Source organism: Luteibacter sp. TLI7-4A (genome assembly GCF_056754745.1).
The window spans coordinates 1,397,226-1,421,377 of the sequence record NZ_JBPGWO010000001.1; the positions used below are offsets into that span (position 1 = coordinate 1,397,226).

22 protein-coding genes are annotated in these 24,152 nt (G+C 62.4%); 10 read left to right on the plus strand and 12 right to left on the minus strand.

Annotation, left to right across the window (positions count from 1 at the left end):
• Positions 1 to 8 precede the first annotated feature (8 nt).
• Positions 9 to 977 carry an alpha/beta fold hydrolase gene (locus ACR9Y6_RS06155; protein ID WP_481280500.1) on the minus strand — a complete coding sequence of 323 codons (969 nt, stop codon included), beginning with the start codon at positions 975 to 977 and terminating at the stop codon, positions 9 to 11.
• 135 nt (positions 978 to 1,112) lie between these two features.
• Here ACR9Y6_RS06155 and ACR9Y6_RS06160 point away from each other — a divergent pair, with 135 nt between their 5' ends.
• Positions 1,113 to 1,982, plus strand: a complete 870-nt coding sequence (locus tag ACR9Y6_RS06160; protein ID WP_481280501.1) for an AraC family transcriptional regulator — start codon at positions 1,113 to 1,115, stop codon at positions 1,980 to 1,982.
• A gap of 17 nt (positions 1,983 to 1,999) precedes the next feature.
• Here the strand turns inward: ACR9Y6_RS06160 and ACR9Y6_RS06165 are convergent, their stop codons facing one another.
• On the minus strand, positions 2,000 to 2,452 hold the full coding sequence (locus tag ACR9Y6_RS06165) for a nuclear transport factor 2 family protein (protein WP_481280502.1): 453 nt from the start codon (positions 2,450 to 2,452) through the stop codon (positions 2,000 to 2,002).
• 135 nt (positions 2,453 to 2,587) lie between these two features.
• Here ACR9Y6_RS06165 and ACR9Y6_RS06170 point away from each other — a divergent pair, with 135 nt between their 5' ends.
• The 3 genes from ACR9Y6_RS06170 (at position 2,588) to ACR9Y6_RS06180 (ending at position 4,891) form a co-directional block, all read left to right on the plus strand.
• Positions 2,588 to 3,346, plus strand: coding sequence for a hypothetical protein (locus ACR9Y6_RS06170; RefSeq protein WP_481280503.1), 759 nt, complete (start codon positions 2,588 to 2,590; stop codon positions 3,344 to 3,346).
• 97 nt (positions 3,347 to 3,443) lie between these two features.
• A complete protein-coding gene (locus ACR9Y6_RS06175) occupies positions 3,444 to 3,827 on the plus strand; it encodes a TraR/DksA family transcriptional regulator (RefSeq protein ID WP_481280504.1) in 384 nt (127 codons plus the stop codon).
• Between the two features lie 239 nt (positions 3,828 to 4,066).
• Positions 4,067 to 4,891, plus strand: coding sequence for an alpha/beta fold hydrolase (locus tag ACR9Y6_RS06180; protein ID WP_481282700.1), 825 nt, complete (start codon positions 4,067 to 4,069; stop codon positions 4,889 to 4,891).
• A gap of 62 nt (positions 4,892 to 4,953) precedes the next feature.
• Here the strand turns inward: ACR9Y6_RS06180 and ACR9Y6_RS06185 are convergent, their stop codons facing one another.
• From ACR9Y6_RS06185 to ACR9Y6_RS06220, 8 genes are all read right to left on the minus strand, one after another.
• A complete protein-coding gene (locus tag ACR9Y6_RS06185; RefSeq protein WP_481280505.1) occupies positions 4,954 to 6,447 on the minus strand; it encodes an XVIPCD domain-containing protein in 1,494 nt (497 codons plus the stop codon).
• A gap of 6 nt (positions 6,448 to 6,453) precedes the next feature.
• Positions 6,454 to 7,008, minus strand: coding sequence for a carbohydrate-binding protein (locus ACR9Y6_RS06190; protein ID WP_481280506.1), 555 nt, complete (start codon positions 7,006 to 7,008; stop codon positions 6,454 to 6,456).
• Positions 7,009 to 7,020: 12 nt separating this feature from the next.
• Positions 7,021 to 8,694, minus strand: a complete 1,674-nt coding sequence (locus tag ACR9Y6_RS06195) for a type IV secretory system conjugative DNA transfer family protein (RefSeq protein ID WP_481280507.1) — start codon at positions 8,692 to 8,694, stop codon at positions 7,021 to 7,023.
• A 126-nt stretch (positions 8,695 to 8,820) separates the two neighbouring features.
• On the minus strand, positions 8,821 to 9,105 hold the full coding sequence (locus ACR9Y6_RS06200) for a hypothetical protein (protein ID WP_481280508.1): 285 nt from the start codon (positions 9,103 to 9,105) through the stop codon (positions 8,821 to 8,823).
• Positions 9,106 to 9,632: 527 nt separating this feature from the next.
• A complete protein-coding gene (locus tag ACR9Y6_RS06205) occupies positions 9,633 to 10,343 on the minus strand; it encodes an MHYT domain-containing protein (RefSeq protein WP_481280509.1) in 711 nt (236 codons plus the stop codon).
• Positions 10,344 to 10,362: 19 nt separating this feature from the next.
• Entirely contained in the window at positions 10,363 to 11,598 is a 1,236-nt protein-coding gene (locus ACR9Y6_RS06210) for a methyl-accepting chemotaxis protein (RefSeq protein ID WP_481280510.1), read from the minus strand.
• A 120-nt stretch (positions 11,599 to 11,718) separates the two neighbouring features.
• Complete coding sequence (locus ACR9Y6_RS06215) at positions 11,719 to 12,771, minus strand: class I SAM-dependent methyltransferase (RefSeq protein WP_481280511.1); 1,053 nt, start codon at positions 12,769 to 12,771, stop codon at positions 11,719 to 11,721.
• A 271-nt stretch (positions 12,772 to 13,042) separates the two neighbouring features.
• Entirely contained in the window at positions 13,043 to 13,972 is a 930-nt protein-coding gene (locus tag ACR9Y6_RS06220; RefSeq protein WP_481280512.1) for an AraC family transcriptional regulator, read from the minus strand.
• Positions 13,973 to 14,135: 163 nt separating this feature from the next.
• Here ACR9Y6_RS06220 and ACR9Y6_RS06225 point away from each other — a divergent pair, with 163 nt between their 5' ends.
• From ACR9Y6_RS06225 to ACR9Y6_RS06235, 3 genes are all read left to right on the plus strand, one after another.
• The gene (locus tag ACR9Y6_RS06225) at positions 14,136 to 14,894 is read left to right on the plus strand and encodes an SDR family NAD(P)-dependent oxidoreductase (RefSeq protein WP_481280513.1); all 759 of its coding nucleotides are present in this window, start codon (positions 14,136 to 14,138) and stop codon (positions 14,892 to 14,894) included.
• Between the two features lie 70 nt (positions 14,895 to 14,964).
• Complete coding sequence (locus ACR9Y6_RS06230) at positions 14,965 to 16,173, plus strand: GGDEF domain-containing protein (RefSeq protein WP_481280514.1); 1,209 nt, start codon at positions 14,965 to 14,967, stop codon at positions 16,171 to 16,173.
• A 110-nt stretch (positions 16,174 to 16,283) separates the two neighbouring features.
• Complete coding sequence (locus ACR9Y6_RS06235; protein WP_481280515.1) at positions 16,284 to 17,498, plus strand: MFS transporter; 1,215 nt, start codon at positions 16,284 to 16,286, stop codon at positions 17,496 to 17,498.
• Positions 17,499 to 17,522: 24 nt separating this feature from the next.
• Here the strand turns inward: ACR9Y6_RS06235 and ACR9Y6_RS06240 are convergent, their stop codons facing one another.
• Positions 17,523 to 17,765 carry a hypothetical protein gene (locus ACR9Y6_RS06240; protein WP_481280516.1) on the minus strand — a complete coding sequence of 81 codons (243 nt, stop codon included), beginning with the start codon at positions 17,763 to 17,765 and terminating at the stop codon, positions 17,523 to 17,525.
• 284 nt (positions 17,766 to 18,049) lie between these two features.
• Between ACR9Y6_RS06240 and ACR9Y6_RS06245 the strand changes: the two genes are divergently transcribed.
• A complete protein-coding gene (locus ACR9Y6_RS06245) occupies positions 18,050 to 18,811 on the plus strand; it encodes an SDR family oxidoreductase (protein WP_481280517.1) in 762 nt (253 codons plus the stop codon).
• Positions 18,812 to 18,937: 126 nt separating this feature from the next.
• Positions 18,938 to 20,065 (plus strand): L-dopachrome tautomerase-related protein, encoded by a 1,128-nt coding sequence (locus ACR9Y6_RS06250; RefSeq protein WP_481280518.1) that lies wholly within the window; start codon positions 18,938 to 18,940, stop codon positions 20,063 to 20,065.
• A 98-nt stretch (positions 20,066 to 20,163) separates the two neighbouring features.
• Here ACR9Y6_RS06250 and ACR9Y6_RS06255 read toward each other — a convergent pair whose 3' ends face one another.
• Positions 20,164 to 23,220, minus strand: a complete 3,057-nt coding sequence (locus ACR9Y6_RS06255; protein ID WP_481280519.1) for a TonB-dependent receptor — start codon at positions 23,218 to 23,220, stop codon at positions 20,164 to 20,166.
• Positions 23,221 to 23,703: 483 nt separating this feature from the next.
• On the opposite strand from ACR9Y6_RS06255, the gene ACR9Y6_RS06260 reads away from it, so the two are divergent.
• Positions 23,704 to 24,102, plus strand: coding sequence for a hypothetical protein (locus ACR9Y6_RS06260; RefSeq protein WP_481280520.1), 399 nt, complete (start codon positions 23,704 to 23,706; stop codon positions 24,100 to 24,102).
• Positions 24,103 to 24,152: the final 50 nt, after the last annotated feature.

Here is a 24,152-nt window from a genome sequence, read left to right on the forward strand (position 1 = left end):
GTCCGCCGTCATACCCGCCAGAGCGTCCGCGCCTCCTCGGCGATGACGCCGGGAAACTCTTCCGGAAAAAACAGCTTCCCCTCCGGCACGGTACGGATGCCGGTCGATCCCTGGAACGTGCGATCGAGATAGCGGGCATCCGCCAGCGAAAATATCGTGTCGCTCGCACCCCAGACCATGCGAACCGGAACCTTGCTCTGCTTCAGGCGAGCCTCGATGCCGGCGAGCGGGTTGGGCTCCAGGGCGAGGTGGAAGGCGTGGTATTGCATCCTGCGCAAGGCTGAACCGACCAGCGGCGCCACGTAATAATCGATGGTGTCGTCGGCCAGTCCGGCCGGATCGTGATAGACCGCCGCGCCGAAGGTCGAGCGTGCGAGTTGGCGGTCGATAAGCCATTTCGCCGTCGCATCCGCGAGTGTCCCCGCACGGGCCATCTCGATGACGGGCTTGACCCCGGCCGGCGGACTGTCCGGCTCCACGTCGCCGTTGGTCAGCAACATCGTGTGCACGCGGGCGGGATAGCGGAGCAGGAACAACTGCGCGACAGCCACGCCGCTATCGCTGGCCACGATATCCACCGCCGAAACCGACAGGCGATCGAGCAGCGCGGCCAGCATCGAGACCTGGGCATCGGCCGCGAGCGATTGATGCTCGCCGACCTCCGAATATCCCAGGCCCATGAAGTCGGGCGCGATGCAACGCCGATACGGCGACAGGCGAGCCATCGCGCCGCGCCACTGGAACCCATTGAGGGGTGCACCGTGGAGGAACAACGCCGCCTTGCCCCTGCCCTTTTCCACGTACGCGATCCTCCCTTGCGGCACGTCGGCGAACCGGCGTGCCGCTGCGAACTCGCGGGCGCTCATCGATAGTCCATCCGCCAGGTGGGTTGTTGCGGCGCCCACGCGCGTCATGTGCCCGGCGAGCATGCCCGCTGCCACCACGCCACTCGCTTTCAAGAACGCTCTACGCCTCATCACGCACTCCCGTTGGTTGGATAGCCGCATGCTTCCATGGCGTCCCGCGCACCGCGCGCACGAAAGGATGGTCGCGGACACGGGAGGATGATTCCGGCACTTGCAAGCGGCCCCCGGGCGTAGAACGATCCGCCCATGAGCGAGCGTCCCGCCTGCTATCCAGCCCCGCCCGCACCGCTGTTGTCCGGCGGCGCCACGCGGCTGCCCCTGCTCGACGTTCTCACCTCACCGGTGCCCGTGGGTCGCTTCGATTCACCCATGGACGACCGTCACGTGCTCTGCCTGCACCTGGGTGATCCAGTGCCCGTGTCGTATCGCGTCGCCCACGGCGAACGCCGGGGTACGCGCATCCATGGCCAGTTCTGCGTCGTCCCTTCTCGCTTCAGCACGCGATGGACGCTGACCCGGCCGGCCACGTCCCTGCTGCTGCGCCTGAGTCCGGAACTACTGAAAGAGACGGCGGAAACGATGAGTGTCGTTTCGACGGATGCCAGCCTCGCGCCTTCCATCCATATACGTGACCCGCAGATCGAGCGCATCGGATGGATGATGCAGGCGGAAGACCACGATGCCTATCCGGGCGGGCGTCTGTTCGCCGATAGCCTCGCCACCGCCCTGGCGGTGCGGCTGCTGGCGTTGCAAAGCCGGCCGAGGCCGACGGCGGGACGCAAGGCCCGGGCCCTGCCCGCATGGCGCCTGCGACACGTGATCGAGTACATCGATGCCCACCTCGACGAAGACCTGACCCTGGCCGAGCTGGCTGCCGTGGCGGGATTCAGCGTGTCGCACTTCAAGCCGCTGTTCAAGGAAGCGGCAGGCATGCCGGTACATCGTTTCGTGCTGGAACGCCGCGTCGAACACGCGCGCCTCCGCTTGCTCGACGGGACACGAAGCATCACCCAGGTGGCGATCGAAACCGGCTTCAGCCATCCGAGCCACATGGCGCGTTGCATGCGCCGCGTGCTTGGAGTGAGCCCCGGACAGCTTGTCGAGGCAAGACGGTAAGCCGCCCTGCCCGCGCCTCAACGCGCGGGGCAATCGTCCCGGCTGTTGTCGGCGATGCCGGAAATCAGCCAGCGGCCATCCATGCGCACCAGGTTCACCGCATCCGTGCCGCAATGCTTGACCTGTCCGTTCACGAGGAAATCGTAGGGTGCCCAGACGATGGCGATGTCACCGTCGATACGCACCAGCGGATCGTAGATACGTTCCTCGATGCGATCCTTGCCCGGCTTGATGTGGTTGGCGAAATCGGCAAGGGTCATGCGCACGACCTTGCCCTTGCGCAGCAGGGCCACGCTGCCCTCCGGCTGCACGGCGGCCAGCATGGCCGCGCTATCGTACTTCGCCATGCCGTCGAACAAGGCCTGGACGGGCGCCAGGACGGCGGCCTCTTCCTTGGTGGCGGCGTGAGCCGGCAGCGCGGCGAAACCCGCGAGCACCGTCATGGCGGCGACCAGTGACCCAAGCTTCATGCGATTCCCCTGTCTTCAGGACGTACGCCATCCTAAGCCGGATCGGGGGCCGGGGCGTATGTGTCAGTGGTCACGCTTTCATCGGCTTGACGGTAATACGCGTACAGTCGGGGCCATATCCCTTCTGGCAGCCCTATGATCCTGGACGACTCCACCCGCCGGACGATCTTCCTGGCTTCGTGCCTCATGATGGCGCCGCCGGGCGCCGCGGTGGAACGTTACGTCGGCACGGCTTACCGCGCCGGGGCCACGACGCCCCTCTATCGCGAGGTGCACCTGGTGGACACCTCGCGCCACACGGTCCTGTTCGAATGCCTCGATGGCAAGGCCTTCGCCAGGAAGGAGCTCGACATGCGGGGCGGTTCCCCTCAGCCGGACTATTCCTTCGTGGATGCCCGCACCGGCTACGAGGAGGGCGTGGCACGTGAAGGGGCCACGCGCGTGGCCTATGTACGCCGGCCCGGAGGCCAGCGGGTGGAACGGCCATTGCCGGACAAGGGCGATGCCGTGATCGATGCCGGCTTCGACACCTTCCTGCGCACCCATTGGGACACGGTCGTGCAACGCGGCGCCACGGTGGCCTTCCTGCTCACCTCGCGCGGCCGGTTCATGCCGATCCACATCTCCGCCGACGAACCACGCGACGGCGACCGCCAGCTCACCCTGAAGCTGGATGCCTGGTACGCCTTCGTGGCCCCTTCCATCCTGGTGACCTATGGCGAAGCCGACCGGCGCCTGCGTCGCTACGAAGGCCCGGGTAACATCCGCGATGGCCGTGGCAAGCCGATTCCCGTGCGGATCGAGTTTCCACCGTCGGAACGGCGGAGCGGGGTCGCGGGCAACCCCATCGACGAGGCCTTGAGCGCACCGTTGGACGGCCGCTGCGCGAGTTGAGTGGCAGGCAGGATACAAATTCACAATCCGTGTGCGGGGCGGGATGCTAAACCACCGTATTGGCCTCGCCACTTGCCCCCACTCCGGAGTACCACCCATGTCCCATCCCACGCTGGACGCCGCCTTCATCGCAAGCCAGAAGCAGCGCTTGCTCGACCTTCGCCAGCAGCTGATCGAGGTAGGCGATGCCGCCGGTGACGACGAGCAGCGGTGGCAGGCGGCGGCGGGCGGCGAGCCGCAGGACGAAGGAGACGATGGCGACCGTTTCGCGCAACAGGCCAACGACGAAGCCGTGTTGTCGCACAACGAAGCCCGGCTGGTCGCGGTCGACCGTGCGCTGGAGAAGATCGACGAGGGTACCTACGGCCTGTCCGACGGCAGCGGCGACCCGATCCCGCGCGATCGCCTGGAGGCGGTCCCGGAGAGCTGCTACACCGTAGAAGAATCGAACGACCGCGAACGCGCCGCACGACGCGGCTAAAAAAAGCACGACCGTCCTATCATGCCCCGCCGGGTCCCCTGAGAATGGCCGAGGGCCACCCAGGAGACAGACCCGTGACCGAATCGAATCAATCAGCGCTCGATCCCAAGCGCCGCAACTTTGTCCTCAACGCGGGCACGCTCGCCGCGGGCACCCTCGTCGGTGCCGGCGCGATGACCGCCTCGGCCCCCGCGGTCGCCGCGCCCACGTCATCATCCACTGGCAAGAAGGAAAGCTCGATGTCTTTCATCACCACTAAAGACGGCACCCAGATCTATTACAAGGATTGGGGCAAGGGCCAGCCGATCGTGTTCCATCATGGCTGGCCGCTGAGCTCGGACGACTGGGACGCGCAGATGCTGTTCTTCCTCAACGAGGGGTTCCGCGTCATCGCGCACGACCGCCGTGGCCATGGCCGCTCGACGCAGACCGCCACCGGCAACGAGATGGACACGTATGCCGCCGACGTCGCCGCCCTCACCGAACACCTCGACCTCAAGAATGCCATCCATATCGGCCATTCCACCGGCGGTGGCGAAGTGGCGCGCTATGTCGCCCGTCATGGCAAGGGCCGCGTGGCCAAGGCCGTGCTGGTGAGCGCCGTGCCGCCGATCATGGTCAAGACCCCGGCCAACCCGGGCGGCCTGGACATCTCGGTGTTCGACGGCCTGCGCAAGCAGCTGGCCGCCAACCGTGCGCAGTTCTACCGCGAAGTGCCGATTCCCTTCTACGGCTTCAACCGCCCCGGCGTGAAGACGATCGAAGGCGTGGTCGACAACTGGTGGCGCCAGGGCATGATCGGCGGGGCCAAGGCTCACTACGACTGCATCAAGGCCTTCTCGGAAACCGACTTCACCGAAGACCTCAAGGCAATCGACGTGCCGACCCTCGTCCTGCACGGCGACGATGACCAGATCGTCCCTTACGCCGATGCCGGCGTGCTGTCCGCCAAGCTGCTCAAGAACAGCGAGCTGAAGATCTACAAGGGTTACCCGCACGGCATGCTGACCGTCCATGCGGACGAGCTGAACAAGGACATCCTCGCCTTCATCAAGAAGGCTTGATGTATGGTTGCCGCAACGGGTTTGGCCGTTGCGGCAATTTCTTCCAGGGAAGACGGCTCCGCTTACAGCGACCGGCTATGGCTAAGGCCCTGGACCTGCTGCTGTGCCTCGTTCTGCTGAAGAACTTGATCCTGTTGCAGCTGATGATCGAGTTGCTGAGTGACCTCCTGAAGTCTCTGATACGACTGGTCAACAGGCACATTTACGGCGTCGGGCCCAAATACAGATACACGAGCCGTGTACGGGTGATCCATCTGTCCATCATGAACCTGATAGGCGTGAATCGAAGGATGGATTTCGCCGTCAGGCATGCGACCGAACATCACTTCATCCACTCTTGTCATGCCGGATTGCTTTACTTCGACCAGAAGCCCCGCCGTGAGGCGGTCTATTTGGTCGTCACTCAGCGCTATGCCTTCGGATGAATGCAGCCTTTCGATGTTTCCTCGTACCGCATTTGCTAGCAAATGGTCGGGATGTTCTGGATCTGACGGCGTGATAGATGCGCCATCCACACGCACAGCACTTCGCCAGGACTGATGCGACTGCACCGCGTTCAAGTCCTCGCGACTCATCATGGATATATCAAGGCTGGGATGGCCGTGTGATGCGGCACGTCTGGGCTCATCCATCGTCAGGTACGGCAAAACTCCGTCACGGGTTGGCGCTACCTGGATCAAACCTTTCATAAAAGCCTCATCCGTCAGCACGTTCGCCATGGACGGAGACTGCCGTGAGAGATCGGCTAGAAACTTCTTCTTCGCTGGCTCGATAGCTTCCGAGATGGTTGGCACCGGACCATGGAGACCCACCAGTGCCGGGTAGTCGCGATTCGCGCTTTCGATTACGTTTCTAGATTTTGGGTCGGATTTACCATCCAAATCGATCCCAAACCGGCGTTCAACGGCATCGATGTGATCGCGATTGTCGCGAACCAACTCATAGACCTTCGTAGCTTCCGACGAGGTGACATTCAACGCGTCATCATACATACCGAAGATGTGCGCCTCCATGACACGCGATTTCCGCAACCCTGGTTCGAATGCGGCGTTCCTACCCCAACTGTTATATCTCAACTCGTACCATGCACCGACGCGATCGCCACTTCGAATGGCTTCAGTGAAACCAGTCATGCTTTTCTGGACCGCACCGACTCCCCGATTATAGGTAAGGGCAACAAGCGTAGCTCTCTCGATCGAAAGCGGCATTCCCAGCGACCTTGCCGGCCCTTCATAATCCACCAGCGTACCCTTAACGAGAAGCTCCTTCGCTTCACGCGCCGAAATCTCTTTGGAGAATTCCATGCCGAGCGAAGTCTTCTCGCTTGCCCTGGCATCGTCGATCCTTTTTAAGGCGGCTACTTCTCCCTGTGTCAAAGCGATACCCGCGCGTTGCCAGATCGCCAGGTTGTCATTCCTGTTAAATGTATAACCGTAACCTATGGTCGCCTTACCGTCATTAAGGTCGTACACCCTTGACCTATATCGCTCCATGGAAGAGATGATATCGAAGCAGGCATCCCGATAAGCATCCTGATCAAGCTCCCTATATTTCATAGTCCCTCACCTAGCTGAATTATCCGTCTCACCAAAATCTTTCTTCCATTTGCACTCGTTCGCGAGCCTCATCATCTGCTCCCTTGCTTCGGGCGTATCGATTTTCCATAGAATCGCGGCTGAGGGGATTAGGTCCGCATCACCTGTCGCGGGGACTGACGACGGACCAATGACCGACCAGTTAGCTCGGTCTGAACTCAAACTGATGTTGACAACATATGACGATCCATTGCGGCCACTGGTAATGGTCACGACCGCTGCGCTGCCCGTAACCGTACCCACGATGGATCCGGTGTCACCCTCGTCGATCCTGGACAGATCCGGCGTCGCAGCCGCATGATTTCCGCATATGTCTCGTCCACGCTGGACAAGGACGATATTGAAGGATCCACACGCCGAATCATCCAGGGCACACCGCCTTCCTGCCCACATGCCACTGAACGCAGCAAGCATCTCGCCCCGTGGCCGTGACATCGCGTCGGAAAAACAAGACAAAGCACCCAGCAAGCCGATGAATAATGTCTTCTGAACTCGATACGCACGAACTTTCGCTTCGAGCATCGCCTTTCCTCGTCAAATGACGATGGGTTCGATGGGCACCGGGCTCATCAAGCGGTTCGTGAATTGCCGGTCGTTGTAATAGCGAATCTTGCTGCACATGACCGGGTTCGGTATTCCCTCATAAAGAAACAACTCCTTATCCGCACCCATCGCTTTCAGTTCCTGAGGCAGCATCAGAGATCGTCGCTCGTCGGAGTAACTCTTGGTACGCCCCCTTCCTTCGGAAACGCTTTCCTTTCGAACCGTCGTAGTCCCCAACATTTCGGAGTAGTCATTAGCATCCCGCTGCTCGCGCGGCGTGAAGACAATCTGAAGTGCATGATTGGTGACAAAGGATCGCGCAACGTCCTTACCGTACACCGCGTCTAGCTGTGACAAGCTCTGAATGATCGGCAGTATTCGCAGGTTGTATCCTGCGATGAACGCGGCGGCCGACGCCAAAACATCGATCTTGCCTATGGCCGTGAACTCGTCCATCAACAGAAGACACTGGTGTTTCAGGCTTGAATTCTGACGCGGAAGTTCCTTTGTGTTGACCTTTATGAGCTGGCTAAAGAACAGATTGATGATCACCCTACTCTCAGCCAGTTTATTTGGCTGAATGCCGATATAGATCGTCATTTTCTTTCGACGCAAGTCGGTTAGAAGAAAATCATCGGCGCTAGTGGCCGCATCCAGAACAGGATTGAGGAAACCATTGAGAGGTTCCCTGAACGTCCCAAGGATGGAAGAGAACGTATCTTTCGCTTGCGACGTCAGGTTATCGAATGCCTGTTTTGTTTGAGAGCTCGCATAATCCATTCTCCTCAGCGCTCGGAACGTAGCCTTCAGGTCGTCCCCAACTCCAATGGATAAACGAAAGACGCGGCCGAGCGTAGGCATGGTGATGACTGGTGCGAACTCTTCCTTCTCTTTGTCGCGCTTTTCGAAGAGATACAATGTGAATGCGACGAAGGCATTCCTGGCCTGACTTATCCAGAATCCGTTCTCAGCAGACGAATCGGGATATAAGGACGATCCGATCGCCATAATGTCGGAAATTCGAAATGCAGGATCTTTCGTAACGTAGTTCAGCGGATTCCATCGGTGCGTTCGCCGGTCTTCGGCAAACGGGTTGAACAAGTACACCTCTTGTCCCTGCGACTTCCTCCATCCGCTGGTCAAGTCGAAGTTCTCCTGCTTTATGTCAAGAACTACGATCGATTCCTGGTATGTCAGGAGGTTCGGCACGACCACACCCACGCCTTTCCCCGATCGGGTCGGTGCCGCAAGGATCACGAACTGCTGGCCGCTGAGCCGGATCAGCTCCTTGCCGAACTTCCCGACCACGATGCCGTCGGGCGAGTCCTTGAGCAGGCCCTGCTTCTCCAGGTCGCGTCGTGTGGCGAAGCGAGCGTCGCCGTGCAGCGCCGGAGCACGTGAAGAACGCAGCAATGGCACGAGACATCCGACCCACGCCAGTGCCGGCAACCCAAACCCCGCCACTCCCGCCGCCCTGATCTTCCACGCATACGGCGCGTACTGCGGATAGGCCAAGGCGCCGTGGTAACCCCACCACGTCCGCCAAGTCAGCGGCATGTCGACGCCGAGCAGCATGAGGGTCAATTGACCCGAGAGGTACAGGCCGCCACCGAAGGCCACCAGGAACATCGCCGCCGCAAGGACGGTCTTCGTCGATCCATTCACGCCAGGCTCTCCGTGCCCACTTTGAGGTGCGCAGTCTAGCCACTTTTCGGTGGCGCAACACAAGGGCGAGGAAAGTTCTCATTTGACTGTTTCAATCGCGGTGCCAACCCCTTCCCTGGCGCGGCTTTACTCACCCACTGCGCGCGTCTTTTCCCAACACATCCGTGCATGCGCCTGTGCCGTGCACTGCACACCCATGTGCGTCAATGTACCGATCGCTTCAAGCGAGAGCGCCAACTTCGCGCAGTCGACGGTGTCCGATTCATGCACGAGGTCCGCGAGCAGGCCGGTAAGACCACGGGCGTACTGCAGCCATTCGGTGGCGTCGTTCAACAGGTCGTGCGCCGAGGCTTCGGGATCGATGTAATGGCGCGCACGACCCTCCGTGCGCGTGGTGCCGCTAAATGGCATGAGCATTCCTTGAAAGTGATCGCTCACCGTTGTCCAGGTGCGGCACGCCACGCACAGCGCAACGTGCCGCGGATCAAACGGACTCGCGGGTTCACCGGCTGCCCGAGACCGGGCGCCGGGAGGCTTGATTGATGAAGTGGATGCGGCGTCAGCCTGTTTCAGTGGCCCACACAGGCGCTTGCCCGATAGGTGAGGCCCAGAAACATCTCAGATGAGGGGCTGAAACCGCGGTTCTTCAACCGTCCCTGCACGGTGGACAGAGGGCCCGGTAACCGGTGGGGATGTCGCCGGGGGGATTCGGCGGGCGAGCGGGTGCCGTATGATCGTGGGTAGCCACGGATCAACTCCTCGATAGTTGGTCATGGTCAGCGGGTCGGGAGTGTTAGCGCACTTCCGGCCCGCGCTTCTCACCGCGTGAAGCGATGGTTGTCTGCGACGCACGCAAATCGACTGCGCAGACAACGTGCCGACCGTAACAAAACAACGCCATGTTGTCTGTAGGCGCCATCGGAGAATGGTCGCCACTATTACTTGAGCAACGCCCACCACTGCGACAGGCTGACCACGGCCGTCGCCACCATCACGAGCCCGAGAATCGTCCACGCGTCGCTCAGCTGATTTCCTGGCGAGCAGTACGATCCCGGCGCGAACATGGCCGCCGCCATGCCCGTGTAGTGCATGCCGGTCACCGCCACCGCCATGACCAGCGCGGCACCCAGGCGCAACGCCACGTGGGTCCAGTGTCGGCTGGTGCGCAACCAGGTCATGATCAGCAAGGCCGCGCCGCTGGCGCCCAGCGCGATCGCCGCGGAAACCCAGAACAGCAACGGCCGGTATTCGATGCCCGGCAACATGCGCATGGCGTACATGCCACCGTAGTGCATCAGGCAAACGCCGGTGGCCATCAGCACCGATGCGATCAACCAGGTCACCAGGCGCACTCCATCGCGGATCACGTACAAGCCGATCGCGCTGACGACCACCGCCACCAGCCATGAGGCCACGGTGATCGGCAGGTCGAAGGTCACTGGCACGCCGAGTGTCAGCGCCGCCATGCCCATGAAATGCATGGCCCATACGCCGGTGCCGAAGGCGAAGGCTCCGGCGATGATCCAGCGCGTCTTCTCCTCCGGCGCGGCGGCGCGCACGCGGGACGTCATTTCGATGCCGCAGTAACCGGTGAGGGTGGCGATCACGAACGAGTACGCCACCATGACCATGTCGTAGTGCTGTTCCATGGGAGATCCTATGTGACGGTCAGGTGCGTGCGAAGGTAAAAAAGGCGACGTTGTCTGCCAGGCCGTCGGCCTGTTCGAGCATGTGTCGGCTGGCGGAACCGGCCTGCCGCAACAGCGATTCATGCGCCTGCATCGCCTGGTCGATCTGGTTGATCGACACACTGGCCCTGCCCACGCCGGCGGACTGCTGTTCGCTGGCACGGGCGATGTGACCGACCACGTCGGTGAGTTCCCGCACGCTGTGCACGATCCTCGCCAGCGTGTCGCCGGAACTGTTCGCCAGCTGGGCACCGTCGCTCACCTTGTCGCGGCTGTCGGCGATCAGCTGCTTGATTTCACCCGCCGCCGCGGTACAGCGCTGGGCAAGGTTGCGTACCTCGCCGGCGACCACCGCGAAACCCCGCCCATGCTCGCCGGCACGCGCGGCCTCCACGGCGGCATTCAGGGCGAGCAAGCGGGTCTGGAAAGCGATCGCATCGATGAGGCCCACGATATCGGCGATGCGGTCGCTCGAATCACCGATCGCACTCATCGCCTGCTGCATCTGCGCGACGACGTCGCCGCCGTCCTCCGCGCATTTGCGCGCCTCGGCGGCCAGCCGGTCGGCATGACGGGCGTGCTCCGCGGTCTGCACCACCAGGGTGGCCACCGTCTCCATGCCCGTGGCCGTGTCGCGCAAGCCGGCCGCATCCTCGATCAATTGGCGAGCCAGCACCTCGTTATCCGACACCATCTGCACCGCGGCGACGTTCACCGCACCCGCACCATCGCGTACCTTCCGGATCACGCCAGCGAGGCGCTCGTCCATGTCGCGGAAGGCGGCGCGGAGTTCACCGATCTCATCGGAATAGAGGGCGGGAATGCGGTTGTCCAGGACACCGTCGGCGACCGTGCGGGCAAGGGCCAGCGCGTCCCGGATGCGTACGGTGACCGAGCGAACGAAGATACCGTCGAATATCACCGAGAGCAGGAGGCCCGCCAGTACGGCGCCAAGCTCGGCGTTGCGAACGTCGCGTCCTTCCGCGGCTTGCTCCTGGGCCATCGCGTCGAGCGAATGTCTTGCCGTTACGAACGACGCACCGCCGTGTTCCGCTTCCAACTGGGCCAGCAATTCACTGGCATGTTGGTAGATCTCGCCGGTATTGGCGTTGGCCCGGTCGATGCCGTAGAGGCCGACCAGGCCGGTTATCACCAGGAACGTCAGTACCAGCCCAAGCCGCAATCCCATGCGGACCTTGATCGTATAGCGAGCCATCGGCGCTCCCCCGCCCGTTGAGACTTCGGTCCTTATCGGCCGACGGGAAACGGACTTTAGCGTCGCTTTCGCATTTTCAGGCGCAGACATCCATACATGCCGAAATCGCGTACAGGTCGCTCATGGACGCGCTTCCAGCACGATGTTGAACGGCGTTTCGGCGGCACGACGGAAGCGACGGAATCCGCCCGCGTCGACGATCACCTTGCGCAGCCGCGCCTCGCCTGCCTGGGCACCCAACGCCGGCCCGTGCCTGGCGAGCGACACCGGCACGCAGATCATCGACGATGCCGCGTAGTACACGCGGCCGACGGGGTTGAGGTTGTCCGCCGTGCTGTCGCCGGCGAAAGGTTCCACCACCATGCACGTGCCATCGTCTTTCAGTGCATCCTTCGCGTGCCGGGCGGCGCCGTCGGGATCGGCCATGTCGTGCAGGCAATCGAAGAAGGTGATGAGGTCGAAGTCGCGTCCTTCGTATCCCGACGCATCCGCCTGCTCGAACGATGCGTTGCTCACGCCGGCCTCCTTCGCGCGCTCGCGAGCGACATCGATCGACGGTGCGTGATAGTCGTAGCCCACGAAGTGCGATGCCGGGAAGGCTTTCGCCATCAGCACCGTGCTCGCGCCGTGGCCGCAACCGATGTCGGCGACCTTGCCACCGCGCCCGAGCTTGTCGACGACACCCTCCAATGCCGGCAGCCAGGCGCCCAGCAAATGGGCATGGTATCCGGCGCGGAAGAATCGTTCGGTGCCATGGAACAGGCACGGGTGGTGTTCGCCCCACTCCATGCCGGCACCGCTGCGGAAGTTGTCGCGCACGCGCGGGTAAGTGTGGAACAGCGCGAGGGCGACTTCATAGGCGCCGGAAAGATCGACGGGACCGGCCGGATCGGCCAGGCAGGCCGCCTGTTCGTCGTTGAGATGGTATTTGCCCGATGCGGCGTCGAAATCGACATAACCGCCGGCCGCCTGGTTGCCTAGCCATTCGCGCACATAGCGTTCGTGGGTGCCGGTGCGCGTGGCGAGTTCGGCGGGAGTCAGGGATTCGCTTGCGAGTGCCTTGTACAAGCCGAGTTCGTCGCCGAGCAAAACGAGCACCGCGCTGAACGCGGCGCCAAGGTCGCCGACCGCCTTGCCGAGGAAGGCATTGAGTTTTTCTTCGTTGATGGACATGGGTGCGCTCCGAAGCCAGGGGGAATCCGGTGCGGCGAGTAGTCGACGGTTCCGGCAAGCCGCTAGCGCCGGAACCGGCGACGTCGTCCTGCCGGCGGAGGGTCTCCGCCAGGATCGGGGCATGACGGGCTTGGAGGGATCACGTTCTGCCCGCCGCCGGTGAATGCGTCATCGGCGCATCGTTGGGAACGATGGCGGGCCTGGGGCATGGTGGGCGAAGTATAACGCCGCCTGTCGCTCCACCGCGCAGCGCCCACACCGTCCAAAAGGACTATAAAGCGATCGTTCCCAGGGCCTGGGCCGGCGAATCGTGCCGGAAAGCGGCCCGCATCTGTTTCGCATCCCGCTTCGGCGGAATCCCGAACATCCGCGCGTATTCACGGCTGAATTGCGAGGGGCTTTCGTAGCCCACCTGGAAGCAGGCCGTCTCGACGTTGACGGCGCTGGAGATCATCAACCGGCGCGCCTCCAACAGACGGAGCTGCTTCTGGTATTGGAGCGGCGTCATCGACGTCAGCGCCTTGAACTGGCGATGGAACGCCGAGGGGCTCATCTGCGCGATCGCGGCCAGTTCCTCGATCCGGATCGCCTCGGTGAAGCGCGTCCGCAAGGTGCGCATGGCGTTTATCACCCGCTGCGACGGGCTGTTCGCGAGCGTCATCCGCGCAACGTCTCCACCGTGAGGGCCGGTCAGGAGCCAATAACAGATTTCGCGCATGACGATGGGGTAAAGCGTCGGAATCGCCTGAGGCGTATCGAGCAGACGAACCAGGCGCAGTGCGCAATCGGCTAGCGGCCCCTGGAAGTCCGTGACGAAGACGCCACGGCCGGGCTCGCCGCTTGCCCTCGGCGGCGCGTCGAGGCCCTCCGCGACGCTGCGCGCGATCGCTAGGTCGAGTTCGAAGGCGAGAACGAGGCAGGGCTCGCCCGGACTGGCTTCGACGACACGGCCGATCGACGGCGTCTCCACGCCGATGACCAGCGCCTGCCCTGCCCGGTACTCGAGCCGGTTGCCACCGAACATTCCCCACTTGGCACCCTGGGCCACGATGCACATGGCCGGCCTGGAAAGCATGTGGGCAGGAGGTTTCGGATGATCCGACCGCATGATCGCCATACCCTCGATCGCCGTGATGAACGGGCTCTCGCCGGGATGGCTTTCCGTGTAACGCAGTAGGGCTTCCACCAACGGGTCTGGCATGTCCGGTTACTCCCCGTGCTGCATGTCTGACCGAGGCTATTCCTCACGGCAGGAATAGGCAAGAAACAGGAGGATTTCGGCATTCAGTACGGCCGTCCCCGGGACCAGAATGTCGCGAACACCTCCTGTGCCGACGCGCACATCCCTTCAAGAGAAGTCAGCCATGTCAAACAGTAAGATCGCCATCGTGACCGGCGGCAGCCGTGGCATCGGTCGCCAGACCGTCCTCTCCCTCGCCAAGCGCGGGGTCCGCTCGATATTCACCTATAACGCCAATCGTGCAGAAGCCGAAAGCGTGGTCGCGCTCGCCGCGGACGCGGGAGTACGGGCTATCGCCCTGCAGCTGGACGTGGGCAAGAGCGAAACGTTCGATCGCTTCGCGACACAGGTCCGTGAAGCGTTGGCGAGTCTCGACGCCGAGCGTTTCGATTACCTCGTCAACAACGCCGGCACGTCGTCAGGCGCTGGCCTGGAAACGATCACCGAGGCGGAAATGGATGCGCTCTACAACGTCCACTTCAAGGGGGTCCTGTTCCTGGTACAGAAGCTGCTGCCACTCATGAACGATGGCGGCCGTATCGTGAACATCTCTTCGGGGCTGGCCCGCTTCGCCATGCCCAACCGTATCGGATACGGTTCCATCAAGGCCGCCGTCGAAGCGCTGAGCCGTTACATGGCGCTGGAATTGGGTCCGCGCCGGATCGCCGTCAACGTGGTGGCACCGGGCGCGATCGCCACGGACTTCAGCGGAGGCATCGTCCGCGATAATCCCCAGGTCAACAAGGCCGTCGCCGAGCACACGGCGCTTGGGCGAGTGGGCGTCCCCGAAGACGTCGGCCCGGTGATCGCGTCGCTTCTCTCCGATGACTTCGGATGGGTGAATGCGCAGCGGATCGAAGTGGCGGGGGGTATGCATATCTGAGCTTGTTCGAAGCATTGGATATACTCCGCCACGAGGCGTGGGGACCTCGGACACCGTGGTGGTAGATATCGTGGAAACGCTTGCGAGACTGACGCATGCCGGCACCTTGCTGATCGTCAATGCGTTACTCGCGGCACTTTCTTCTGCGATCTTCGCCACCCTCCACCTGAGCCTCCGCAAGACGCGCCCTATTCGCGGGCTTGCCGTATGGGCAGCCAGTCATGCGCTGATCGCCACGGGGTTTTCCGTCCTTGTCCTTCCAGCGTTCGGGATCGATTTCTTCGGCCTGGCATTGCTCGCCAACCTGCTTATCGACCTGGGCACCGCCTTCGGCCTGGTGGCGGTCCTGGTCTACTTCGAGCACCCGCTCCGCTCCGGGCGCGTTCTGTTCGTTGCGGCGATCATCGGGGCGGTGGAGGCGCTTTACGTCCTCAATCATGGCGAAGACCTGCGTCTGATGGTGGTCGCCGGAGGCAGCCTCAAGGGCTTGTTGACCATCGCAACCGCCGTCGCCTTCTGGCGCTGCCGCGACGATGCGCAGAGGCTGGCCGCGCGAGTCGCCGCGGCCTTTCATTTCCTGTGGGCGGCTGCGCTTTTCATGCGGGTAGCGTGGTGGGAATTACACCCGCTCACGAGCGGGTCCCACGATCCGACTTCGGCGTTCGGCCTGCTATCCCGTTTGCTGCTGACATGGGTGATCACGCCGTGCATCCTGTGGATGCTCAGCCGGCAGTTCGACGCCGAACTGGTCCAACTGGCCAAGGAAGATCCCCTCACGGGCATAGCCAATCGGCGCGTGATGTGGGAGCTCGGTGAGCGGGTCGCCGCCGATACGTCACAACCGACGCGACGGTTCGCGGTGCTGATCCTCGATGTCGATCATTTCAAGCGAATCAACGACCGCTGGGGACATCCCGGTGGTGATGAGGCGCTCAAGGCGATCGCCACGCTCCTTCATCGCCTTACCTGCCCACCCGACCTACTGGCCCGGGTCGGCGGCGAGGAATTCATGGTGTTGATGGTCGACACGGATGAGGAGGCGGTGCGGAACTTCGCCGAGGAACTGCGCGCCGAGGTGCAGGCATCCTCCATTACCGTGGGGTCGGAGCACGCGTTGAGGTGCACCGTCAGCATTGGCCATCATCTCTTTCATGGCGGGGACAGCTGGAACAACGCCGTCACCATGGCGGACCAGGCGTTATACGAGGCAAAACGGCGTGGACGAAATCAAGCAGTGGCATCGGCCGCCCTGCACGATGAACCGGAAGGCTCGCACTAGCGAAGTGTCGTAGCTTCCCGGTCGCCACTTCTGGCGATCGCTATCTGGTTGCATTTTGAAACCTATGAGGTTAGGCTCTTCACGGATTCGTCTTGCCATCGAGCGATTCCATGAAGCCACCCCCACGTCTATCCCGCTCCCTTCTCGCCCTCCTCGCCTGCGCCAGTGGGGTGAGCGTCGCCAACGTCTACTACGCGCAGCCCTTGCTCGATGCCGTCGCCACCGACTTTGCGATCACACCGGCAGTGGTTGGCGGGGTCGTCACGGCGACGCAGGTGGGCTGCGCCATGGCACTGCTCCTCGTCGTGCCACTAGGCGATATCGTCCGCCGCCGACGTCTCATGCTCGTCCAGGCGATGGCGCTTATCGGCGCGCTGATGACCATCACGCTTGCCGGCAATACCACGATTCTTCTCGCCGGCATGCTCGGTGCTGGGCTGTTCGGCACGGCGATGACCCAGGGCTTGATCGCGTATGCGGCAAACGCCGCCGATGACGGCGAACGCGGACGCGTGGTCGGCACGACGCAGACCGGGGTCTTCATCGGCCTGCTGCTGGCCCGCGTGGTAGCGGGCGGTATCAGTGACATCGCAGGCTGGCGGAGTGTCTACGCCTTCGCAGCCATCCTCATGATCGGACTGGCGGCGATGCTCTGGCGGGCACTGCCCGATCTTCCGGTCCATGCGAACCGCCTGTCGTACGGACGTCTTGTCGCATCCATGGCCACGCTTATCCGTGACGAGCGGGTGCTCCGCGTTCGCGGTGTGATCGCCCTCCTGATGTTCGCCGCCCTCAACATCTTCTGGAGCGCCCTCGTGCTGCCATTGAGCGCGGCGCCGTACCACTTCTCCCATACCGCTATCGGCGCCTTCGGCCTGGTGGGCGTGATCGGCGCCTTGGCGGCCGGACGCGCCGGACGCTGGGCCGACCAGGGGCACGGCGAGCGGACCACGGTCGTAGCAATTGTCTTGCTTACCGCCGCATGGTTGCCCCTGGCCTACATGGGCGCATCCATGTGGTGGCTCGCCCTCGGCATCATCCTGCTCGACATGGGCGGCCAGGCCATCCACGTGACCAACCAGAGCCTCATCTTCCGCACGCGTCCGGATGCACATAGCCGCCTCGTCGGCGCTTACATGCTGTTTTATTCGGCGGGAAGCGGCTTGGGCGCGATGGCGACGACGATGGCTTACGCGAGGTATGGCTGGAATGGTGTTTGTGCGTTGGGTGCGGGAGTCAGCGTTTTGGCGTTGTTGTTCTGGGCCGCGTCCGTGCGACGGGAACCGTGCGTCGATGCGTGTGCTGCTACGACGCCCGCTCGATAAAACGTCGACTGCCCGTCTTTGGCCCTATCGGATGTAGAGCAGGATTAGCAGGCCGATTCCGGCGGCGATGGCGACCAGGGACTCCACGAGCATCCACGTGCCATCCGGATTTCCCTCTCGCCGGAGCCTCCGCATCATCGCAACCGCCGACGTTTCCGGTGCGAGTGCCCGACTATAGCGGAAATAAATCCGCCAACTGGCGAGGCCACACCCGGCCATGACGAGAATCAGCAGGAGGTGTACGACATGGTAGGCGGCAAGGCTCATGGCCGGTTCCGTGAATAAGGGCGCTCGCGTCAATGCGAGCCATTAGCCGGTATTGCGCTTTCAAGGGCCTTTCGTGAGACAAGGATGGGCTTGGTCGAAGTCTACGTCCCACGTGGCGTCCGCCAATGCGCCGGCGCCCAAGATGTAGTCATAGACGTGAACGGAAAGTGCACAATTTCGGGTCGAGGCCAGGGGAAAGAGTAACTAAAATGATGCACGCCGCCGTTGAAACGGAAGGCCTCACCTCTCGCCCGCGCAAACATATGCAAATAGAACATGCCGCCATGACCAACAGCCCCGAAGCACCCGTTATCCTCATCACCGGCGGAAGCCGCGGCGTGGGCGCGGCTTCCGCACGACTAGCAGCCACGCAAGGATACGACGTAGCGATCAGTTACGTCTCCAACGCATCGGCCGCGCAGGCGGTGGTGACCGATATCGAAGCCATGGGACGCCGTGCCTTAGCCGTACGCGCGGATAGCGCGGACCCGGCACAGGTGGAACAGCTGTTCGCCGCCGTCGACAAGGCCTTCGGCCGGATCGACGTGCTGGTGAACAACGCGGCTGTTTTGGAACTGCAGTCGCGCCTCGAAGACCTCAGCTTCGAACGGATGCAGCGTGTATTCGCCGTCAACGCCATCGGCCCGATCCTCTGCGCCCAGCAAGCGTCCAGGCGCATGTCACACCGCCATGGTGGACGCGGCGGCTCCATCGTCAACGTCTCGTCGGCGGCGGCACGCCTCGGCAGTCCGAACGAGTACATCGACTATGCCGCCTCCAAGGGCGCCCTGGAGACCTTCACCACAGGCTTCGCCAAGGAAGTCGCGCGGGAAGGCATCCGGGTCAACTGTGTTCGTCCGGGACATATCTATACGGAAATGCACGCCAGCGGCGGCGAACCCGGGCGGGTCGACCGGGTGAAGGACTCGATCCCGATGGGCCGCGGCGGCCAGCCCGAGGAAGTCGCCCGGGCGATCCTGTGGCTGGCGGGCGATGAGGCCTCTTTCATCACCGGGACCTTCCTCGACGTGACCGGCGGCAAATAGGCCTGTCTCGGTCATGAGCCACTTTCACCAAAGCGTTGAAAGTGTTGTGCCAACTGGTGCCTTTTTCCTCGAACAGGCCTCGCGCAAGCTTTACCTGCGTCTTATCCCCTGTCCGAGGTCACTCCCATGAAACAGCTTCTTCTCGCCGGACTGATGGCCGCCTCCTTCTCGGCGGCGGCCGATCCTTCGCAGTCGCCCGCCGTCGAGCGCGTGGCCACGTTCGAGGGCGCGATGCCGACGGGTGTCACGGTCGCGCCGAATGGCCGCATCTTCGTCAACTACCCCCAATGGGGCGACAATCCGATCTTCACGGTCGGGGAACTCAAGGACGGCAAGGTCACCGCCTATCCGTCGCAGGCGTTCAATAACGCCGATCCGTCCCACGCGGCGTCCACCCTCATCAGCGTCCAGAGCGTCGTCGCCGATGCCGCCAACCGCCTGTGGATCCTCGATACCGGCGCACCGAAGTTCGCCGTGCCGATCGCCGGTGGTGCGAAGCTCGTCGCGGTGGACCTCGCCACCGACAAGGTCGTCAAGACCATCGTGCTCGGTGACGGCGTGGTCCTTCCGACCACCTATGTGAACGACGTCCGCTTCGACCTGCGCGTGGGCAAGGCGGGTGTCGCCTATATAACCGACAGCTCGGTCAAGGGCCCGGGTGGCATCATCGTCGTCGATCTCGATTCGGGCCATGCGATCCGTCGCCTGAGTGGGCACGCGAGCAGCATGCCCGACAAGGGTTTCGTGCCCGTCATCGAGGGCAAGCCCCTGATGAACCGCCCCGCGGGTGGGCCGCCAAGCCCCTGGCTCGTGGCCAGCGATGGCATCGCCATCTCCGCCGATGGAAAGACGCTGTATTACTGCGCGCTATCGAGCCGTCATCTTTTCAGCGTCCCCACCGCGCTGTTGCGCGATGAGAAGGCATCCGAAGCGGACATCGAAAAGGCCGTGCGCGACCTCGGCATGAAGGGCGCATCCGATGGCCTGGCCGAAGACGACAAGGGGCGCGTCTATGGTGGTGACTACGAGCACAACAGCATCCGCCGCTACAGCGCCGGCAAATGGGAAACGCTCGTGACCGATCCACGCATCCTGTGGCCGGATACCTTATCGGTCGGCACAGATGGCTACCTGTACTTCACCGCCAACCAACTGCACCGGCAGGCGGGTTTCCATGAAGGGAGGGACGAGCGCAAGCAGCCCTACGAACTGCTCAGGGTGAAGATCGGCGCGGGCCCCGTGCTGCTCAAGTAGATAGCGCCCAAGAAAAAGGCCGCCTGCGTAGGCAGGCGGCACTGGGGAAACACGCGATGGCCCTCACGGGACATTTCTAGTTATGGTCGAAGCGTTGATTAGAAGTCGTACGTAGCCGTCAGGCGGGCATAACGCGGATTCTGGAAGTACTGGCCCAGACCGTAGTTGTTGAGCACGGTCTGCGGCGACGCTTCATACGTCGCGTAGCTGATGAGCGGCTTGCGCTCGTTGGTGACGTTGAAGACCGACAGGCCGAAGGCGAGCTTGCCTTCGAAGTACGACGGACGGTAGGTCACCGCGAGATCGAGCTGGCGGTACCACGGATTGCGCTTGTCACCCGGATGCGACGGCTGGCCGTTGCAGTTGTGGTACGACGAGCCGTAACCGATCGGATCAGGATCTGCCGCTCCGTCCAGGAAGCCCAGGCACGACTTCGGTGCGCCGGAGGCGAGACGCAGGTTACCCGAGACCAGCCATTCGTCCGTGAGCTGGTAGGCACCGTAGGCCTTGATCTGGTGCGTACGATCGTTGGCCAGGAGGCCATTGGCGTACTGCATCAGCTCGGCGGAATCCCAGTCCTGCGTCTTGGAGATGTCCGTCTGGCCGATGTCCGACTTGGTCTGGCCTTCCGTGTTGCCGTAGGAACGCGAGAACGTGTAGTCGAGGCGACCCTGCCACTTGCCGTCGAACGGATGCTCCAGGTAGAGGTCCAGCGCGTAGTAAGAACGCTTGGCCTTCTGCGAGAACCCCCAGTCTTCCTGGTTCATCTTCACTTCGGTGCGGCCGGAACCGTCGACATTAGCCAAGCTGAACGTGTTGGTGTCGCCCGGGTTGAAGATGACGCAGCCCGGAATGGTCACCGAATCCGGGTCCAGCCCTTCGCGCGTCATCTTGTCGGCGATCTTGCCCGTATCGCAGACGTCATCGATGGCGGTACGCAGCTTGCGTACCGTGACCTTGGCACCGGTCACCCAATCGGAACCGAGCGTCTTGTCGAAGCCCAGGATGGCTTCATCCTGGTACTGCGACTTCAGATCGCGCGCCGCGACGGACTGCGCGTCGATCGGCTGGCCAAATTCCCCATCGGGGGACACGATGCCGTTGCCCAGCGGCGTAAGACCGGTCGGACGGCCATTCTGGTCGATACCGGTGTAGTTGAAGTATTCATACGTATAGGTCGACGACGAAGCGCCACGCACCGCGACGTTATTCGGCAGCGCGAGGTAGTAGCGGCCGAGGTTGCCGTAGATCTTCAGCGACGAGTCGCCGAACACGTCCCACGACGCGCCCAGGCGCGGGGCCCACTGTGCCTGGTTGTTGACGTAGGGCTTGTTGTTGTCGTTGAAGTTCTTGAAGCCGTCGTTACGCAAGCCGATGCTCAACAGCAGCTTGTCGTTGACCTGCCAGCGATCCTCGAGGTACTGCGCGCGCTGGTCGAGCGACATGTTCGTCACGCTCGAGAAGATGACGCGACGCACGTAATAACCCTCGCCACCCGGCGCACCGACTCCCTGCCCCGGGCTGATGGCAACATCCGGATTGGCGGAGTGGAAGTAACGCCAGTAATAGCCCGGGCCGCTCGTCGAGGTGCCCTCGTCGATGCCCTTGTAATGCATGTTGTCGATACCACCCGCGAGATGGTGATCGCCCAGCTGCCATTCGAGGTCGAGGCGGAGGCCGTGGGTACGGCTACCCGCGCTCGGGTCCTGGCTGGTCTGCGAGGAGTTGAGGTTCGTGATCGGGTTGCCGCCATTGAGCGCGGGGTCCTGCAGTGCCGGGTTGTAGATGTAGGGTTGCTGGTCGATGTTCGGCGTGGGGTTGTGCAGGTAATCGTCCGTCCAGCCCTTGGCATAGGTCGCCGAAAGCGTGATGTCATCGGTGATGTAGGACGTGTACTTGGCGATCGCGTATTTCGACGTGATCTTCGACGTATCCGCATCCGCGCCAGTACGACCAGACTTTGTACGCGTATCGTAATCGTAGCCGGTGTAATAGCCGCGCTGCTCGTCGGTCGAGTGGATACCGGTCAACTCCAGGATGTTGCTGTCGTTGATGTTCCAGTCGATCTTGGCGTAGATCTTCGGCAGGTTGTACGTGTAGTGGTTGTTCGCGACCGGGTTGGCCTCGGCATTCGAGGTGCTGGTGCCTTCCGATTTCTCGGCCTCGGCGGCGACGAAGAAGAACAGCTTGTCCTTGATGAGCGGGCCACCGACATAGGCGCTATAGGTTTGCGTCCACTTGGTGTTGTCTTCGCCGTTGCGGTAGAGGGTGCCTACCTTGCTCGTGTCCTGGTAGCCGTAGCCGGCCGGCAGCTGACGGTTTCCGTAGTACACGTTACCCGGATTCGAGGCGGCGAACTTGGGTTCCCAAAGAATCTGGGCGCCAAAATGCCATTCGTTGGTACCGCGCTTACCAACCTGCGAAATCACGCCACCGTCGGAACGGCCGTACTTGGCGGAATAGCCGCCCGTGTAGACCTCCTGCTGGTCGATCGCGCCATACGGCAGGCCGACACCACCGAGGGCCTTATAAGGGTCGGTCGTGTTGTAACCGTTGACGTAGTACGCGTTTTCGGAGGCACCGGAGCCGCCGAACGACACCGTGCGGAAACGGCCGTTGCCGAGCGTGCTCTGGCCGGCGACGGCGCCCGGGGCGAGCAGCGCGATGGCTTCCGCGTTACGACCCAACGGCAGACGAGCCAAGGTCTGGGCGTTCACGACGGTGCGCGAATCGACCGTCGAGGTGTCGATGGGAGGCAAGGAGTTGGCGGAAACGGTGACGGACTCCAGCGACTGCGCATTCGCCGCGGTCGCGGCGCTCGCAAACGATACGTCCGTGCTGCCACCCACCTTGATCTGGATGTTCTTGCGCGAATCGACGACGGCACCGTCGCGCTTGAGGCTGACGGTGTAATTGCCTAGCGGCAGGTTGCCGACACGGTAACGGCCATCGGCATCGACCGGCACATCGCGCGTGAAACCGCTATCGCTCGTCACGGTGACGGATTCGCCCGCCGCGACAGGCACCTGGCCGAAGATGGAACCACTGGTCGCCTGCGCGAAGACCGTGCAGGTAGCACCCATGCCGAGTGCCAGCGCGACAGCCAGCACCGACGGCCGCACAAACGTGCGCCGTTCGCTTCTGAAGAATTCCATGGTCTCCCCCAAAGGAAAAGTGATACGAAATGAAAAAAGTTGGTCTTACACCCGCCTTTCCGTCCCGCGCGATACCGGCAATGCAGCGCTGTTGCTCTCCCCGAGCAAAAGCGTCCGTATCGCGTTGGACTAGATATATCGCTTAAACGCGCGAACTATTTGGATGTCCAAATCTTTCGCAGGTCGAGGCAAGACTATGCGTCGGTGTGATGACAAGTCAACAGATGTTGGGGGTAATTTACAACATTCGCAATAACTTGCGGACTGATATGGATACACGTATCGCAAGAACTTGTTATTGCACCCCAATGAGTGCACGACGGCTGACATGCAGCTTCGCCACGACGTCAGTTTGCCGCCTCAAAAACGCCACCCACGACTTATAGCTTGCAGGTCTGCCGCCGACGGCTGCCTGTTCAACCGGGCTCGCTGGTCGGACGACATCGTCACGCCAAAGCGTGACGCCACATAGGGAGATGATCAATGGACAAGCACTACCGCACACGCCACTTCGCGCACTCATGGAGGCAACCGGCTTTCCTGTTCTTGGGCGTGGCGCTTGCCGCGTCGGTACAGGCAGCGCCACACTTCGTCACTTTCATCAATGACTCGGACCGGACGGTTACCTCCATCGAGACCACTCCGGAAGGCACACACCATTGGCATGCTCTCGATCTTGGCGGCCCCTTGATCGGCGGAAAAAGCGGCGAGATCGCAGTCCGGTTCGACAGCGCAGATGCGTGCAAGCAGGACCTATCGGTGACTTACCGCGGGATGGCACCGTTGACGATCATGGGGTTCGACGTTTGTCGCACCGATCGCCTTTACTTGGGAAAAGCTCTGGCAAGGGCGCTGCGCTCCGTCCCGGACGAAGGGCACTGACCTACCAGTCAATTGCTTCGTGGGGCGGTGGCCGGATCGAGCGTCAAGAC

What these genes read in the sequence shown, in the direction of transcription:
- ACR9Y6_RS06155 (WP_481280500.1), bottom strand. Translation starts at nt 977, where the DNA reads ATGAGGCGTAGAGCGTTCTTGAAAGCGAGTGGCGTGGTGGCAGCGGGC.
- ACR9Y6_RS06240 (WP_481280516.1), bottom strand. Translation starts at nt 17,765, where the DNA reads ATGAGCCTTGCCGCCTACCATGTCGTACACCTCCTGCTGATTCTCGTC.
- ACR9Y6_RS06180 (WP_481282700.1), top strand. Translation starts at nt 4,067, where the DNA reads ATGTCTTTCATCACCACTAAAGACGGCACCCAGATCTATTACAAGGAT.
- ACR9Y6_RS06250 (WP_481280518.1), top strand. Translation starts at nt 18,938, where the DNA reads ATGAAACAGCTTCTTCTCGCCGGACTGATGGCCGCCTCCTTCTCGGCG.
- ACR9Y6_RS06170 (WP_481280503.1), top strand. Translation starts at nt 2,588, where the DNA reads ATGATCCTGGACGACTCCACCCGCCGGACGATCTTCCTGGCTTCGTGC.
- ACR9Y6_RS06160 (WP_481280501.1), top strand. Translation starts at nt 1,113, where the DNA reads ATGAGCGAGCGTCCCGCCTGCTATCCAGCCCCGCCCGCACCGCTGTTG.
- ACR9Y6_RS06245 (WP_481280517.1), top strand. Translation starts at nt 18,050, where the DNA reads ATGACCAACAGCCCCGAAGCACCCGTTATCCTCATCACCGGCGGAAGC.
- ACR9Y6_RS06255 (WP_481280519.1), bottom strand. Translation starts at nt 23,220, where the DNA reads ATGGAATTCTTCAGAAGCGAACGGCGCACGTTTGTGCGGCCGTCGGTG.
- ACR9Y6_RS06260 (WP_481280520.1), top strand. Translation starts at nt 23,704, where the DNA reads ATGGACAAGCACTACCGCACACGCCACTTCGCGCACTCATGGAGGCAA.
- ACR9Y6_RS06190 (WP_481280506.1), bottom strand. Translation starts at nt 7,008, where the DNA reads ATGCTCGAAGCGAAAGTTCGTGCGTATCGAGTTCAGAAGACATTATTC.
- ACR9Y6_RS06210 (WP_481280510.1), bottom strand. Translation starts at nt 11,598, where the DNA reads ATGGCTCGCTATACGATCAAGGTCCGCATGGGATTGCGGCTTGGGCTG.
- ACR9Y6_RS06215 (WP_481280511.1), bottom strand. Translation starts at nt 12,771, where the DNA reads ATGTCCATCAACGAAGAAAAACTCAATGCCTTCCTCGGCAAGGCGGTC.
- ACR9Y6_RS06225 (WP_481280513.1), top strand. Translation starts at nt 14,136, where the DNA reads ATGTCAAACAGTAAGATCGCCATCGTGACCGGCGGCAGCCGTGGCATC.
- ACR9Y6_RS06185 (WP_481280505.1), bottom strand. Translation starts at nt 6,447, where the DNA reads ATGAAATATAGGGAGCTTGATCAGGATGCTTATCGGGATGCCTGCTTC.
- ACR9Y6_RS06175 (WP_481280504.1), top strand. Translation starts at nt 3,444, where the DNA reads ATGTCCCATCCCACGCTGGACGCCGCCTTCATCGCAAGCCAGAAGCAG.
- ACR9Y6_RS06235 (WP_481280515.1), top strand. Translation starts at nt 16,284, where the DNA reads ATGAAGCCACCCCCACGTCTATCCCGCTCCCTTCTCGCCCTCCTCGCC.
- ACR9Y6_RS06205 (WP_481280509.1), bottom strand. Translation starts at nt 10,343, where the DNA reads ATGGAACAGCACTACGACATGGTCATGGTGGCGTACTCGTTCGTGATC.
- ACR9Y6_RS06200 (WP_481280508.1), bottom strand. Translation starts at nt 9,105, where the DNA reads ATGCCATTTAGCGGCACCACGCGCACGGAGGGTCGTGCGCGCCATTAC.
- ACR9Y6_RS06220 (WP_481280512.1), bottom strand. Translation starts at nt 13,972, where the DNA reads ATGCCAGACCCGTTGGTGGAAGCCCTACTGCGTTACACGGAAAGCCAT.
- ACR9Y6_RS06165 (WP_481280502.1), bottom strand. Translation starts at nt 2,452, where the DNA reads ATGAAGCTTGGGTCACTGGTCGCCGCCATGACGGTGCTCGCGGGTTTC.